The organism is Polaribacter sp. M10, from assembly GCF_054968445.1.
The window spans coordinates 93678-107185 of the sequence record NZ_JBSSBG010000004.1; the positions used below are offsets into that span (position 1 = coordinate 93678).

Genomic DNA, 13508 nt, shown 5'->3' on the forward strand with positions numbered 1-13508 from the left:
GATTAATGAATCAACAAAATCATCAATTTAAAATTGCCAACAAACAATTCTAGTTACTTTATTCCCTTGATGTAAAGGAATAATTTTAAACTCTTTTACCCCCAATTTTTTGGCTGATTTTTGCAAACTTTCTACGTTTTCTTTTTTAGAAACCAAGCTTGTAAACCATTCACTCTTATCTTTATAAAGTGAACTTTCGTATAAATAATTATGTAAAAATGCTTTTTCACCTCCTACATACCACAATTCATTATTGTTTCCAGAAAAATTACGAACAGCATTATTGCCCAAATTTCTTGACTTTCTTCTATTAGCTCCTCTAGCCTCTTCTGCAGATTTGTAAAAAGGCGGATTGCACATTGTTGCAAAAAAAGCATCATCTTCCTCTAAAATATCTTTTAAAATATGTTGCTCATCAAACTGTTGTCTTAACTCAATTTTTGCATCTAAATCATTATCATCAATAATATCTTGTGCTGAATCTAAAGAATCTAAATCGATATCTGTAGCTACAAAATTCCAATTGTATTCTGCAACACCCAAAAGCGGATAAATACAAGTTGCCCCAGTTCCAATATCTAAAACTGTTTTGTTTTCTTTGGATGAATTTAAGTCTGATAAATGATGAATATAATCTAATCGTCCAGGAATTGGAGGACATAAATTTTCATCAGGAAAATCCCAAACAGAAATTTTATCATAAGTAAATAATAGTGCTTTATTAAGCTCTTTTACAGCTTTCGGATTCGAAAAATCAATCGAAATTTTATCGAATTTATTCTGAGTTACAAACTTAGATAAATTTGGATTTTGTTTTACCAATTCATCAAAATTATACCCTTGGTTGAATTTATTTTTTGGGTGAAGTCCTTTGTCTTTCATTATAATTCGAGAATTGTAAATTCTAATGTCAATGGTTTTAATGTTTGTTTTAAAGCCGTAATAAATCCAGCACCATATTCTAAATAATACTCAGAAAAATTACGCTGACGCTCTTCTAAAGATTGATTTGGTAAAATTTCATTTTGTAATAAAGTAATTCGTTCTACTAAATCTTTCTGTCTTCTTTTTTCAGCTTTTAACAAACGTTTTTCTAAATTTTCTAAACCTTTAATTTGTTTTCTTTCTTGTGCATTTACTGCATTTAAGAACGTAACATCAGTTTTTAAAGCGACTTCTTTTAAATCTGAAAATTGATTTTTTAAAAATTCTATTTTCTCAGAAAAATTGGTTTCAATAGCCGTATTTTCAGTTACTTTTTTACTGATTAAATCATATTGATTTAAAAACATTTCTTCTAAAGAAATATCTAATTTAGATAGTTTCTTAGCTTGTTTTTCTGATACTACTTGAACAGAATTACGCAACAATAAAATAGGAAAAGGAACATTTACTGTATTAAAATAATCTTTTAGTTCTAACCAATAAGCCATCTCTCCTCCTCCACCAAGATAACATAGATTTGGTAAAATTACTTCTTGATACAAAGGTCTCATAATTACATTTGGCGAAAAAGCCAAAGGATTTTTATCTATTTCTTTTAAAATTTCATCCTTAGAAAAACGAATAGCTGTATTATTTACTTTGTAACAATTATCCTCATAAATAATTCGTTCTCTAAAATCATCACCCAAATAAAAAAGGTTAATTTCTCTAGGATTTACTTGAATTTTATAGTTTTTCTCTAACTCAATAATCGTTTTAGAAACCACATGAAAGGAAGTTTCATTTTCTAATTCATCTTTTACAAATGGCGCAAATAATTCTTTAAGCGATTTATCATCGCCATCAACAATAAGTAAACCAAATTCTTTAAACAACTCATTAGCAATAAAACGAGTTGCATCTGCTAAATTATTATGTTTAATATAGGCATCAGAAAAAAGATTTTTTAAATATTTTGCATTGTTAGAATTGCCTAAATGTTCAGAAAAAACTTCGAAAACTTCGTCTAAACCTTCTGTAGAAAAACGACCAACTGCACCACCATCATTTCTGTTCCAAGTTACTTTTTTACCATCAAAATTAAAATAATTGATTTCATCAAAATCATGATCTTCAGTTGCCATCCAATAAATGGGTACAAAATTCTGTTCAGGAAATTTCTCTGACAATTCTTCAGCTAAATTAATCGTAGAAATAATTTTATACAAAAAATAAAGTGGCCCTGTAAATAAGTTTAGTTGATGACCTGTAGTTATACTAAATGTATTTTCTTGCTTTAACAAGTCAATATTTGCAGCAGTTTTATCTGAGATATCAAAAGATTGATATTGCTTTTTTAAAGCATCAGCCAACACCAACCTTGTTTCTAAAGCAAACGATTTTTGTTTTTCTTCAATTTGTTTTTGGAATCCATTGATATCTGGAAAATTGTTATAAAATGGATGTATAGTATTCTTTTGCTCTAAATAATCTAGCATTGTTTTAGAGAAAAAACCTGTCTTTTTAAATGGAATTTGTGTTACTTTCATCATTAAAGTACACATTTTAAACAACAATCAGTATCTGATGTAGAATTCATAAAATTTACTAAATTTCGATAAAAATACAACTATTTTAAATTCTGTAAAGAATAGAAAATCATACTAACAAATTTTTAACGTGTCTAAAACAAATCAGCTTTAAATAGTGGGTTTTATTCCTTACTTTTGATAAAATTCAAATTCTTATCAATGAAAATTAAAGCACTTCTCATTATTTCCATTTTCTCATTTTGTTCCTTAATCTCTCAAGAAATTCAATCTCCTCAAGAATTTTTAGGCTACGAAATTGGCACACGTTTTACAAGACATCATAAAGTTGTTGATTATTTTAAATATGTAAGCAACACTTTAACAAATGTACAATTAGAAAAATATGGAGAAACTAACGAACACAGACCTCTTTATGTAACCTATATTTCATCGCAAGAAAATATAGATAATTTAGAAGAAATTAGAAAAGCAAACCTTTCTCAAGCAGGTATTTTAACAACAAATACAGAGAATAACAAAGCCATTGTTTGGTTAAGTTATAACGTACATGGTAATGAAGCCTCTAGTACAGAAGCCTCTATGTTAACACTTTATGATTTGGTAACTAACAAAAAAGATTGGTTAAAAAACACGGTGGTTATTATAGATCCGTGTATCAATCCTGATGGTAGAGACAGGTATGTAAACTGGTACAATCAAGTTCAAAATTCACCATATAATAGCTCACAAGATTCTAAAGAACACCATGAACCTTGGCCTGGAGGAAGACCAAACCATTATTTATTCGATTTAAATAGAGATTGGGCTTGGGCAACACAAGTAGAAACCCAGCAACGTTTAAAGGTTTACAACAAATGGTTGCCTCATGTACATGTAGATTTTCATGAACAAGGCATAAATAGTCCTTATTATTTTGCACCTGCAGCTAAACCTTTTCATGAAGATATTACTGATTGGCAAATTGATTTTCAAACACAAATAGGTAAAAATCACGCTTCTTATTTCGATAAAAACAATTGGATGTATTTTACCAAAGAATCTTTCGATTTATTATACCCAAGTTATGGTGACACTTACCCAACTTTTATGGGAGCAATTGGTATGACATACGAACAAGCAGGTCATGGAAGAGCTGGTTTAGGTATTGATAATGATGAAGGTATTGAATTAACTTTAATAGATAGAGCACAACATCATTATACAACTGGTTTATCTACAGTAGAAATATCATCTAAAAATGCAGAAAAACTAAATACAGAGTTTAAAAAATTCTTTGCTGATAAAAATTACAAATACAAAAGTTATGTGTTAAAGAACGAAAATTCTGATAAAACACAACGTTTAATTAATTTACTTGATAAGCATGAAATTGCGTATGAATTTGCAAATTCTGGAAAAGTAAAAGGATACAATTATGCTACCTTAAAAGAAGAAAGCCTAAATGTAACTTCAAGCGATTTGGTTGTACACACCAATCAACCAAAAGGAAGAATGGTAAAAGTTTTGTTTGAGCCACAAACTAAAATCTTAGATTCTTTAACTTATGATAGTACTGCTTGGGCTTTACCTTATGCACATGGTTTTAATGCAGTAGCTTCTGAAAATACAGTAAGTTCATCAAAAAAAGAAATGAATAATAGTGTTTTAAATTCAGAAAATACTTCTTCTTACGCATATATTTCTAAATGGAATAGTATAGACGATGCTACTTTTTTAGCTCAATTATTAAACGCAGGTATTAAAGTTCGTTTTTCTGAAAAAGATTTTTCTTTAGAAGGTAAAAATTACCAAAAAGGTTCTTTAATTATTTTAAGACACGATAACCTAAAAAATAAAAAATTTGATACAAAAGTAGTTGCAATTGCCAACAAATTGGGCAGAAAAGTTACACCTGTTTCTACTGGTTTTGTAGATTCTGGTAAAGATTTTGGTTCTGGTAATGTAAAACCAATTTTTAAACAAAGAGTTGCATTGCTCTCTGGCTCTGGAACTTCTTCTTTGTCATTTGGTCAAATTTGGCATTATTTTGAAACCGAATTAAAGTACCCTGTTTCTATTTTAGATACTGATTATTTTAGTAGAGTCGATTTTTCTAATTATGATGTAATTATTTTACCTGACGGATATTACAGTAGGGTTTTAAACAAAAGCACTTTAGACAAACTAAAAAGCTGGGTTAGATCTGGTGGAACATTAATAGCCATTAAAAACGCATTAAATAGTTTTGCAGACAAAGAAGGCTTTTCTTTAAAATCGAAAAAGAGTGATGATAAAGATAAAGCTGACAAAGCCAACCTAATACCTTACGAAGATTTAGAAAGAGAAAGAACAAATAATATAATTATAGGCGCCATTTTTAATAGTAAAGTAGATGCTAGCCATCCTTTAGCATTTGGTTATGCTGATAGTTATTTCTCTTTAAAATCTAGTAGTAGAAGTTACGAATACTTAAAAAATGGTGGAAATGTGGCTTACTTTACCAAAGATGCAAAAAACGTAGCTGGTTTTGCAGGAGTAAAAGCTTTAGAAAATGTACCAGAATCTTTACTTTTTGGTGAAGACCAAATGGGAAGAGGAAGTATTATTTATATGGTTGATAACCCATTATTTAGAGCATTTTGGGAAAATGGTAAACTATTTTTTGCCAATGCAATTTTCTTAAGAAATTCGAGTCATTTTTAATTAATTTTAAAACTTATTTAAGAATTACTGCTATGATTATAAATATTTTAAGTAATAATAAAATTTTAAAAGAAAAACTAGGGCTAACCCTACCCGATTTCACAATTTTAACAGGAGGAAATGGTTCTGGAAAAACACAACTATTAGAATCTTTAAGATTCCCAAATGAATATCGCATAAAAGTTGAGAGGTATGAAAAGCAACAATCAGAAAGTGATTATAAGATAGTATTTCCTATTACTGATAATGGAGAAAATAGGTTAAATAATATAGTTTATTCTTCGCCTGGATTATTAGATAACGAAAATAGAGTTTCAAGTAATAATACTTTGATAAATCAAATTCGAGATAAATGGAATAACTTAAATTATTTAGCTAGGTCATATAATTCTTTGAAATATAAAACATTTGAAAGTGAACAATTAGAATTAGAAGCATTAAATAAAGAGATTATAAACTTAGCTATGGGTTTAAATAATCGTAGTAATTTTTCCTCTAATAACACAAAGAAGGCTAGTATTTCCCAACTAAGACAATTAAAAGAAATTAGTACAAAATCAAATAAGACAATTGATGATATCTACTTTTTAGATTTTTTAATATTCTTTGAAGCTCCATCTCAGTTGTTTTCTTCAGCTTTAGATTTATTATTTCATCAATTTCATTTAAAAACAATATACTATCCAAATTTAACTAAAGATGTAACACCACCTTGGGAAGTTTTTAATCAGATACTTGAAAATGCTAATTATAGATACAGAACTAGATATACACCTTCAAAAAATAATGAAACTCCACCTCCTGTTAGACTAATTGATAAGGAAACAGGAATTGAAAATGTTACTTTTAAAAGTTTGTCATCGGGCGAAAAAACTATTATGTCCTTGATTTTCGTTTTATATCACGCATCAAATTACGGTAAATTTCCTGAAGTTGTGTTATTTGACGAACCCGATGCTCATTTACACCCTCAATTAACAGACCTATTTCTCTCAGTAATTCAGGAAGTTTTAGTTAAAGAACACAACGTTAAAGTAATTTTAACTACACATTCACCTTCAACTGTGGCTCTCGCTCCTGAAAATTCAATTTTTAGAATGGATAGGACTTTAGGATATCCAATAAAAGAATCTAAAAGTAAAGCATTAAAAAGTTTAACAACAGGTGTTCCATATTTGAATATAAATTATGAAGATAGAAGACAAGTTTTTGTTGAGAGTGATTATGATGTCGAATTCTATGAAAAAATTTATTTAATATTACAACCTTTTCTAAACTCAGAAATAACTTTAAATTTCATTTCTTCTGGCGATTCCAAATTACATCATAATGGAAGTTGTAATCAAGTTGAAATTATAACTGATGTTTTAAGAAAATCTGGAAATAATACTGTTTGGGGTATTATTGATTATGATGGTAAAAACCCCTCAAATGAATATATTAAGGTTTTAGGTGTTGATGAAAGATATAGTATTGAAAATTTTATCTTAGATCCATTATTAATTTCTGCCCTGTTAATTAGAGAAAAAATCATAGAAAAGGAATATTTCAATTTAACATCAAAAGAAAATTACTATGATTTTAAATCTTTTGATAACGAAAAATTACAACAAATCATAGATAGATACTTTTTAAAATTTTGGGAAAATAAAAATCTCGAAATCAAAGAAGTTACATTATTGAATGATAAAATTATTAAAATCCCTGAGTGGTATTTAAATCATCAAGGTCATAACTTAGAAGATAAAATTTTACAAGTATTTCCTGAATTAAACTCTATAAAAAGACAAAAAGAAAAAGCTTTAAAGGTTGCAATTATAGAAAAAGTTATGGATGATGTTCCAGAAATTATGCCGAAAGCATTTTTCAATATTTTCAAAATTTTGCAAGAATAAAATTACTTACTTTCTTTTCTGATTTAAAGAAGTAGGTTTTTCTAATTTTTTAACAGGTGTTCCATATAAATCGTAATCTCCAGCTTCGTGAATTTCTATATCAATAAATTCACCAATTTTTATGTAATGTTCTCTAGCATCTACTAAAACATCATTATCTACATCTGGTGAATCGAATTCTGTACGTCCATAGAAATACTCGCCATCTTTTCTATCAAACAAACAACGAAAAGTTTTTCCTATTTTTTGTTGATTTAATTCCCAAGAAATTTGAGATTGTACTTCCATAATTTCGTTAACTCTTTTAAACTTAACCTCATCAGGAACATCATCTTCTAAAACATAAGCACCCGTATTTTCTTCGTGCGAATATTCGAAAGCACCTAATCTTTCAAAACGCATTTCTTCTACCCAATCTTTTAATTCTTGAAACATCTCTTCAGTTTCTCCTGGATAACCAACAATTAAAGTAGTTCTGATTGCCATTTCTGGCACAACTTCTCTAAATTTACGGATTAACGCTGTTGTTTTTTCGTGAGTTGTTCCTCTTTTCATCGATTTTAACAACTCAGAATTGATATGTTGCAAAGGAATATCTAAATAATTACACACTTTTGGCTCACGTTTCATCACCTCTAAAACATCCATAGGAAAACCAGTAGGAAAAGCATAATGCATTCTAATCCATTCTATTCCATCTACTTTTGCAAGTGCTTCTAATAATTGTGCTAATGCTCTTTTTTTATAAATATCTAAACCATAATAGGTTAAATCTTGTGCAATTAACATAATTTCTTTGATGCCTTTTTCTGCTAACTTTTCTGCTTCAGTAACAATATCTTCTATTGGAGTTGAAACATGTTTTCCTCTCATTAAAGGTATTGCACAGAAAGAACAAGGTCTATCACAACCTTCTGCAATTTTTAAATACGCATAATGTTTTGGTGTGGTTGTTAAGCGTTCCCCTATTAATTCGTGTTTATAATCTGCTTCTAAAACTTTTAATAAATTTGGTAAATCGTGAGTACCAAAATATTGATCTACATTGGTAATTTCTTTTTCTAGATCTGGTTTATAACGCTCGCTTAAACATCCAGAAACAAAAACTTTATCAATTTCACCAGCTTCTTTTCTTTGCGCATAATGTAAAATAGTATCAATAGATTCTTCTTTGGCTTTACCAATAAATCCACAAGTATTAATTACAACAATATTACCATCGTCATTTTCATCTTCATGTACTACATTTTTACCATTAGCTTTTAACTGCCCCATTAAAACTTCACTATCGTAAATGTTTTTAGAGCAACCTAAAGTAACAACGTTAATCTTATTTTGTTTGATGGATTTTGTACGCATAACTTTTTAAATTCGATTTGCAAATATAAGTCTTAATTATATGTTTTTTTAAGTTGATTGTGTTTATTTATAACAACTTCTTAAAATAGCAAATTTATTTTTACTCTGTAAAATAGATTGTATCTTTAAAATATTTCAACAATTTAAAAATTACTTTATGGAATGGATTTATAGCCCAAAAGACCCACTTTTAGAAACCTTAATTGGCAGTATAATTATTTTCTTTTTAATTATAATACTAACAAGAATTATTGGTCTTAGAAGTTTTGCAAAATTTACAGCGTATGATTTTGCTTTTACAATTGCAATTGGTAGCATTTTAGCAGCTATACTAACTTCTAGTACAAGTATTGTACATGGTAGTATTGCAATTTCTAGCTTACTTGCTTTAACGTTTACATTTTCTTATTTGCAAAAAAAATATCCAAAATTAGATGCAGCAATAGCTAATAAACCTCTATTGTTAATGGATGAAGATAAAATTTTATATGAAAATTTAAAATCTGCTAGAATTCAGAAAAGTCAATTAATAGCTAAACTAAGAGAAGCCAATGTTTTGGATTACAAGCAAGTAAAAGCTGTGGTTTTAGAAACTACTGGAGATATTTCTGTGCTTCATTCTTCTGATAAAAACAGCAAATTAAATGATGAAATATTAGAAGGCGTTTTAAGAAAACCCTTTTAAACAGTTTTATATTTTTTAATTTTTACTTAAAAAAAGAATCTACAAACTCAACTTTGTTAAAAACTTGTAAGTCGTCTATACCTTCTCCTACTCCAATGTATTTTACAGGGATTTGAAACTGATCTGATATACCAATTACAACTCCGCCTTTTGCTGTACCATCTAATTTAGTTACTGCCAACGATGTTACTTCTGTTGCTTTTGTAAATTGTTTGGCTTGTTCAAAAGCATTTTGACCTGTTGAACCGTCTAAAACAAGTAAGACATCATGAGGAGCGTCATCTACCACTTTTTGCATTACACGTTTAATTTTAGTCAACTCATTCATTAAGTTAACTTTATTGTGTAAACGACCAGCAGTATCTATAATTACCACATCTGCATCTTGATTTACTGCAGATTTCAACGTATCAAAAGCTACAGAAGCAGGATCAGAACCCATTTCTTGACGAATAATTGGCACATCTGTTCTGTCTGCCCAAACTTGTAATTGATCTATAGCAGCTGCTCTAAATGTATCTGCTGCACCTAAAACAACTTTTAAACCTTGGTTTTTAAATTGGCTTGCTAATTTACCAATGGTTGTCGTTTTACCTACTCCATTTACACCAACTACCATTAAGACATAAGGCATTTTTTGACCTTCTTTTTTTGGTATTTCTGGAATTGTAAATTCGGTTTCGTTACCAATATTGGTTTCTGACAATAAACCAGCAATTTCTTCGCGAAGAATTTTGTTTAACTCGTCTGTACCTACATATTTATCTTTGGCAACTCGTTCTTCTATTCTATCAATAATTTTTAAAGTGGTATTTACACCAACATCAGATGCTACTAAAACCTCTTCTAAATTATCTAAAACATCTTCATCTACTTTAGATTTACCAGCAACAGCTTTGGTTAGTTTACCAAAAAAACTTTCTTTAGATTTCTCTAAACCTTTATCTAATGTTTCCTTTTTTTCTTTCGAAAAAATCTTTTTAAAAAAACTCATATTTTTGAGTTGTTAATTTTTAGTTCCTATTATTTGGTTGTCTAAAATTATACCAAATTAAAATTTTGTCAAATTGGCTGATTATCAATTAAAATGGCAGACAAGTTGCGTTAGGGATTGAAGCGATATCCTTTTTTTGTAAAGTAATAGCGCCAGCAGTTACTTTATAAAAAAAGATTTAGCGTAAAGCCCGACCTTTAGGTAACGCCCATCTTAAAAAATAAGCTTTAAATGACTCAAATGTAAAGATATAAAAAAAGCTACTCTCTAAAAGAAAGTAGCTTTAAAATATTGTTTAGTAGTTTATTACTTTTTAGATAAAAAAGCGTCTACTTTAGATGGATCCATAATTGCTTCTACAAACATATAAGCTCCTGTTTTTGGAGATTTAACCATTTTGATTGCTTTACTTAATCTTTTTGATCCTGTTTGTAACGATGCTACTGATTTTTTTGCCATTTTGTAAATGTTTTATATCTATGTGCTCTATTCTGAGTTCTAGATAGTTGTATTATTTAATTTCTTTGTGAACAGTCATTTTCTTTAAGATAGGATTGAATTTTTTAATTTCCATTCTATCTGGAGTGTTCTTTTTGTTCTTGGTAGTAATGTATCTAGAAGTACCTGGTTGACCACTAGCTTTGTGCTCTGTGCACTCTAAAATTACTTGAACTCTGTTTCCTTTTTTTGCCATCTCTATATAAAATTTTAGTTAGCCTAAGCTTATTTAGTTAAAAAACCGTTAGCTCTAGCTTCTTTTATAACTGCAGAAATTCCTTTCTTGTTAATATTTTTTAAAGCAGATGCAGATACTTTTAAAGTAATCCATTTATCTTCCTCTGGAATGTAAAAACGCTTTGTCATTAAATTAGCGTCAAACTTTCTTTTAGTTTTATTCATAGCGTGAGAAACGTTGTTCCCAACCATTGCTTTTTTTCCTGTTAATTCACAAACTCTAGACATCTTCTTGACAGTTTTATAGTGTTATCTCTAAACGAGGTGCAAATCTACAAATAATTCTAGATCTGAACAAAAGAAATTTACTAATTTTTTAATATTTCTTTTTGAAGTAATTCTAAGGATTTGCTTACAGTTCTATTAATAACCTTTTCACGTGGTTGACCAAAATTAAATTCGCCCACAAACTCATTATTATCAGAAACAATTGCAATATATACCAAACCTACACTTTTGTCATTATGATCTGTTGTTGGCCCTGCGTTACCAGTAACTGAAATAGCGTAATTAGTGTTTAGCTTTTCTTTAGCTCCTTTAGCCATTTCTAAAGCAACTTCTTTGCTTACCACTGTGTATTTTTCTATAGTTTGTGGCAAAACACCTAATAAATCGATCTTGGTTGCTGCTGAATACGTTACAAAACTCCCTTTATAATAGCCAGATGAACCTGCAACTGAAACTAAATTGGATGCTATTTTACCACCAGTTACACTTTCTGCTGTACATATTGTTTGATTATTTTGTTGCAACAACAAGCCCACTCTTTTTTCTAAAGAACTATCATCATCTAAACCTGTTATAATACCCGGAATTAATTTATAAACTTCAGCAACTTTGTCATTAAGTTCTTTTTCTAATTTTATTTTGTTTTTGCCTATAGCAGACAAACGCAAACGAACTTTACCAAAAGAGGGTAAATAGGCTAATTTAATATGCTTTGGCAAACTGTCTTCAAAATCTTCTATAATTTCTGCAATGGTACTTTCTCCCTGTCCATATGTCATAATTGTTTTATGGATGATGAAAGGTAGTTTAAACTGTTTTTGAATTTTAGGCAACACCTTATTTATGATTAAGCCTTTCATTTCATAAGGTACTCCTGGAAGTGATACAAACACAGTTTCGTTTTCATAAAACCACATGCCTGGTGCTGTTCCAAAATTATTCATTAACAAGGTTGCTTTTGATGGCAATTGCGCTTGATAAAGTTGCACTTCTTTAAAAGGATGATTTATTTTTTTAAATAGTTCTTTTATGTGTGCAATTACCTCTGGATATTCTACAACTTCATCATCATTAAAAAATTGTGCAATTGTTTTTTTGGTGATGTCGTCTTTGGTTGGTCCTAAACCACCTGTTATGATTACAATATCTACTCGATTTTGTGCTTCTTCTAAAGCATTTAAAATATGTTGCTGATCGTCTTGAATAGAAGTAATCTGATATACAGAAACTCCGATTTTATTTAATTGTTGCCCAATAAACTGCGAATTGGTATCTACAATTTGCCCGATTAAAATTTCATCTCCTATCGTTATTATTTCTGCCTTCATTATTTATTTAACAACTTTGCTTAAAGTTAATGTATGTAGGTTATAAAACTATTTTTTATTCTTTTCCTATTTCGTTAATATTGGGAGTTTCTGAATTATTATCCTGCAATGCACTTCGCAATAATCGAAACAAAACATAAGCAACAATAATACTTAATACGATTGACAAGTTTTTATGATGATTTAAATCTTGATCTACTTTAAAATCTGTAATAACTCCATAAAAAAACAGATATCCAATTCTAAATATCAAACAAATAAAAAAGCCGATACAAAAATAAATGATTTTACTTTTTTTATATTTCTGTGCTAAATATACATAGCTCCAACCTATAAAAACAGCTACAATTATTTGAATTAAAAAATTGATCATTAACTGTAAAACAATTGAATAGAAATTATTTGTTATAACTATTTCACTCTAATTTGAAACGCCTCTTTACCTTCTATAACCCCTTTTAAAGTATCATTTTCTACAACTTTACCTACACCTGCAGGTGTTCCTGTAAAAATAATATCTCCTTTTTTTAAGGTAAAGTATTGAGATACATAAGCGATTAATTCATCAGTTTTCCACAACATTGCATTTGTATTTCCATCTTGTACTAGCTCATCATTTTTGTACAATTGAAATTTTAAATTCTCTAAATCGAATTCTTCTTTTGGATAAAATTCACCCACTACAGCACTACCATCAAAAGCTTTTGCTTTTTCCCAAGGCAAACCTTTTGCTTTGCATTTTGCTTGTACATCTCTGGCTGTAAAATCGATTCCTAATCCGATTTCATCATAATATTTGTAAGCAAATTTTGGGTCTATATATTTACCCACTTTATTTATTTTGACTAAAACCTCTACTTCGTAATGAATATCATCAGAAAAAGGAGGTGTAAAAAACGGATTTTTTCGTGGTAAAATAGCAGAATCTGGTTTTAAAAAAACAACAGGATTTTCTGGTTTTTCGTTTGCCAATTCTTCTATATGCTTTGCGTAATTGCGCCCAATACAGATTATTTTCATTACAAAATCCCATCCTAGCCTTCCCAAAAAGAAGGAACTCCAATCTGGGTGAAATTTGAGTTTTTAAATTACTATTACGTTTTATTTTTTCCCCTTTAGGGAAAT

Annotated in this window: 13 protein-coding genes; 3 read left to right on the forward strand and 10 right to left on the reverse strand. The window is 29.2% G+C overall.

Annotated features, from left to right (window positions below):
- Nucleotides 1-27 precede the first annotated feature (27 nt).
- Together rlmF and bshC are read right to left on the reverse strand one after the other, a co-directional pair.
- Entirely contained in the window at nucleotides 28-882 is an 855-nt protein-coding gene (gene rlmF / locus ACWYN7_RS06320; RefSeq protein WP_462859016.1) for a 23S rRNA (adenine(1618)-N(6))-methyltransferase RlmF, read from the reverse strand.
- Nucleotides 882-2474, reverse strand: a complete 1593-nt coding sequence (bshC, locus tag ACWYN7_RS06325; protein ID WP_462859017.1) for a bacillithiol biosynthesis cysteine-adding enzyme BshC — start codon at nucleotides 2472-2474, stop codon at nucleotides 882-884. The genes rlmF and bshC overlap by 1 nt, the downstream gene beginning before the upstream one ends.
- A 201-nt stretch (nucleotides 2475-2675) precedes the next feature.
- Here bshC and ACWYN7_RS06330 point away from each other — a divergent pair, with 201 nt between their 5' ends.
- A complete protein-coding gene (locus tag ACWYN7_RS06330; RefSeq protein ID WP_462859018.1) occupies nucleotides 2676-5159 on the forward strand; it encodes a M14 family metallopeptidase in 2484 nt (827 codons plus the stop codon).
- 32 nt (nucleotides 5160-5191) lie between these two features.
- Complete coding sequence (locus ACWYN7_RS06335) at nucleotides 5192-7054, forward strand: AAA family ATPase (protein ID WP_462859019.1); 1863 nt, start codon at nucleotides 5192-5194, stop codon at nucleotides 7052-7054.
- A 6-nt stretch (nucleotides 7055-7060) separates the two neighbouring features.
- Here ACWYN7_RS06335 and rimO read toward each other — a convergent pair whose 3' ends face one another.
- Nucleotides 7061-8413, reverse strand: coding sequence for a 30S ribosomal protein S12 methylthiotransferase RimO (gene rimO, locus ACWYN7_RS06340; protein ID WP_462859020.1), 1353 nt, complete (start codon nucleotides 8411-8413; stop codon nucleotides 7061-7063).
- Between the two features lie 157 nt (nucleotides 8414-8570).
- Here rimO and ACWYN7_RS06345 point away from each other — a divergent pair, with 157 nt between their 5' ends.
- Entirely contained in the window at nucleotides 8571-9098 is a 528-nt protein-coding gene (locus ACWYN7_RS06345) for a DUF421 domain-containing protein (protein WP_462859021.1), read from the forward strand.
- A gap of 22 nt (nucleotides 9099-9120) precedes the next feature.
- On the opposite strand, the gene ftsY is transcribed toward ACWYN7_RS06345, so the two are convergent.
- The 7 genes from ftsY to ACWYN7_RS06380 form a co-directional block, all read right to left on the reverse strand.
- Complete coding sequence (gene ftsY, locus ACWYN7_RS06350; RefSeq protein WP_462859022.1) at nucleotides 9121-10092, reverse strand: signal recognition particle-docking protein FtsY; 972 nt, start codon at nucleotides 10090-10092, stop codon at nucleotides 9121-9123.
- Nucleotides 10093-10398: 306 nt separating this feature from the next.
- A complete protein-coding gene (locus ACWYN7_RS06355) occupies nucleotides 10399-10551 on the reverse strand; it encodes a DUF4295 domain-containing protein (protein WP_068364889.1) in 153 nt (50 codons plus the stop codon).
- A gap of 52 nt (nucleotides 10552-10603) precedes the next feature.
- Nucleotides 10604-10786, reverse strand: coding sequence for a 50S ribosomal protein L33 (gene rpmG / locus ACWYN7_RS06360; protein WP_013868805.1), 183 nt, complete (start codon nucleotides 10784-10786; stop codon nucleotides 10604-10606).
- Nucleotides 10787-10815: 29 nt separating this feature from the next.
- Nucleotides 10816-11055 (reverse strand): 50S ribosomal protein L28, encoded by a 240-nt coding sequence (gene rpmB, locus ACWYN7_RS06365; RefSeq protein ID WP_462859023.1) that lies wholly within the window; start codon nucleotides 11053-11055, stop codon nucleotides 10816-10818.
- An 80-nt stretch (nucleotides 11056-11135) separates the two neighbouring features.
- Nucleotides 11136-12383 carry a competence/damage-inducible protein A gene (locus tag ACWYN7_RS06370; protein ID WP_462859024.1) on the reverse strand — a complete coding sequence of 416 codons (1248 nt, stop codon included), beginning with the start codon at nucleotides 12381-12383 and terminating at the stop codon, nucleotides 11136-11138.
- 55 nt (nucleotides 12384-12438) lie between these two features.
- Entirely contained in the window at nucleotides 12439-12756 is a 318-nt protein-coding gene (locus tag ACWYN7_RS06375; RefSeq protein WP_462859025.1) for a hypothetical protein, read from the reverse strand.
- Nucleotides 12757-12794: 38 nt separating this feature from the next.
- Nucleotides 12795-13403, reverse strand: a complete 609-nt coding sequence (locus ACWYN7_RS06380; protein WP_462859026.1) for a fumarylacetoacetate hydrolase family protein — start codon at nucleotides 13401-13403, stop codon at nucleotides 12795-12797.
- Between the last annotated feature and the right edge of the window lie 105 nt (nucleotides 13404-13508).

Excerpts from the sequence above, each read along its gene's own strand:
- ACWYN7_RS06335 (WP_462859019.1), top strand. The coding sequence starts at position 5,192 with ATGATTATAAATATTTTAAGTAATAATAAAATTTTAAAAGAAAAACTA.
- ACWYN7_RS06345 (WP_462859021.1), top strand. The coding sequence starts at position 8,571 with ATGGAATGGATTTATAGCCCAAAAGACCCACTTTTAGAAACCTTAATT.
- ftsY (WP_462859022.1), bottom strand. The coding sequence starts at position 10,092 with ATGAGTTTTTTTAAAAAGATTTTTTCGAAAGAAAAAAAGGAAACATTA.
- ACWYN7_RS06355 (WP_068364889.1), bottom strand. The coding sequence starts at position 10,551 with ATGGCAAAAAAATCAGTAGCATCGTTACAAACAGGATCAAAAAGATTA.
- rlmF (WP_462859016.1), bottom strand. The coding sequence starts at position 882 with ATGAAAGACAAAGGACTTCACCCAAAAAATAAATTCAACCAAGGGTAT.
- rpmG (WP_013868805.1), bottom strand. The coding sequence starts at position 10,786 with ATGGCAAAAAAAGGAAACAGAGTTCAAGTAATTTTAGAGTGCACAGAG.
- ACWYN7_RS06380 (WP_462859026.1), bottom strand. The coding sequence starts at position 13,403 with ATGAAAATAATCTGTATTGGGCGCAATTACGCAAAGCATATAGAAGAA.
- bshC (WP_462859017.1), bottom strand. The coding sequence starts at position 2,474 with ATGAAAGTAACACAAATTCCATTTAAAAAGACAGGTTTTTTCTCTAAA.
- ACWYN7_RS06330 (WP_462859018.1), top strand. The coding sequence starts at position 2,676 with ATGAAAATTAAAGCACTTCTCATTATTTCCATTTTCTCATTTTGTTCC.
- rpmB (WP_462859023.1), bottom strand. The coding sequence starts at position 11,055 with ATGTCTAGAGTTTGTGAATTAACAGGAAAAAAAGCAATGGTTGGGAAC.
- ACWYN7_RS06370 (WP_462859024.1), bottom strand. The coding sequence starts at position 12,383 with ATGAAGGCAGAAATAATAACGATAGGAGATGAAATTTTAATCGGGCAA.
- rimO (WP_462859020.1), bottom strand. The coding sequence starts at position 8,413 with ATGCGTACAAAATCCATCAAACAAAATAAGATTAACGTTGTTACTTTA.
- ACWYN7_RS06375 (WP_462859025.1), bottom strand. The coding sequence starts at position 12,756 with ATGATCAATTTTTTAATTCAAATAATTGTAGCTGTTTTTATAGGTTGG.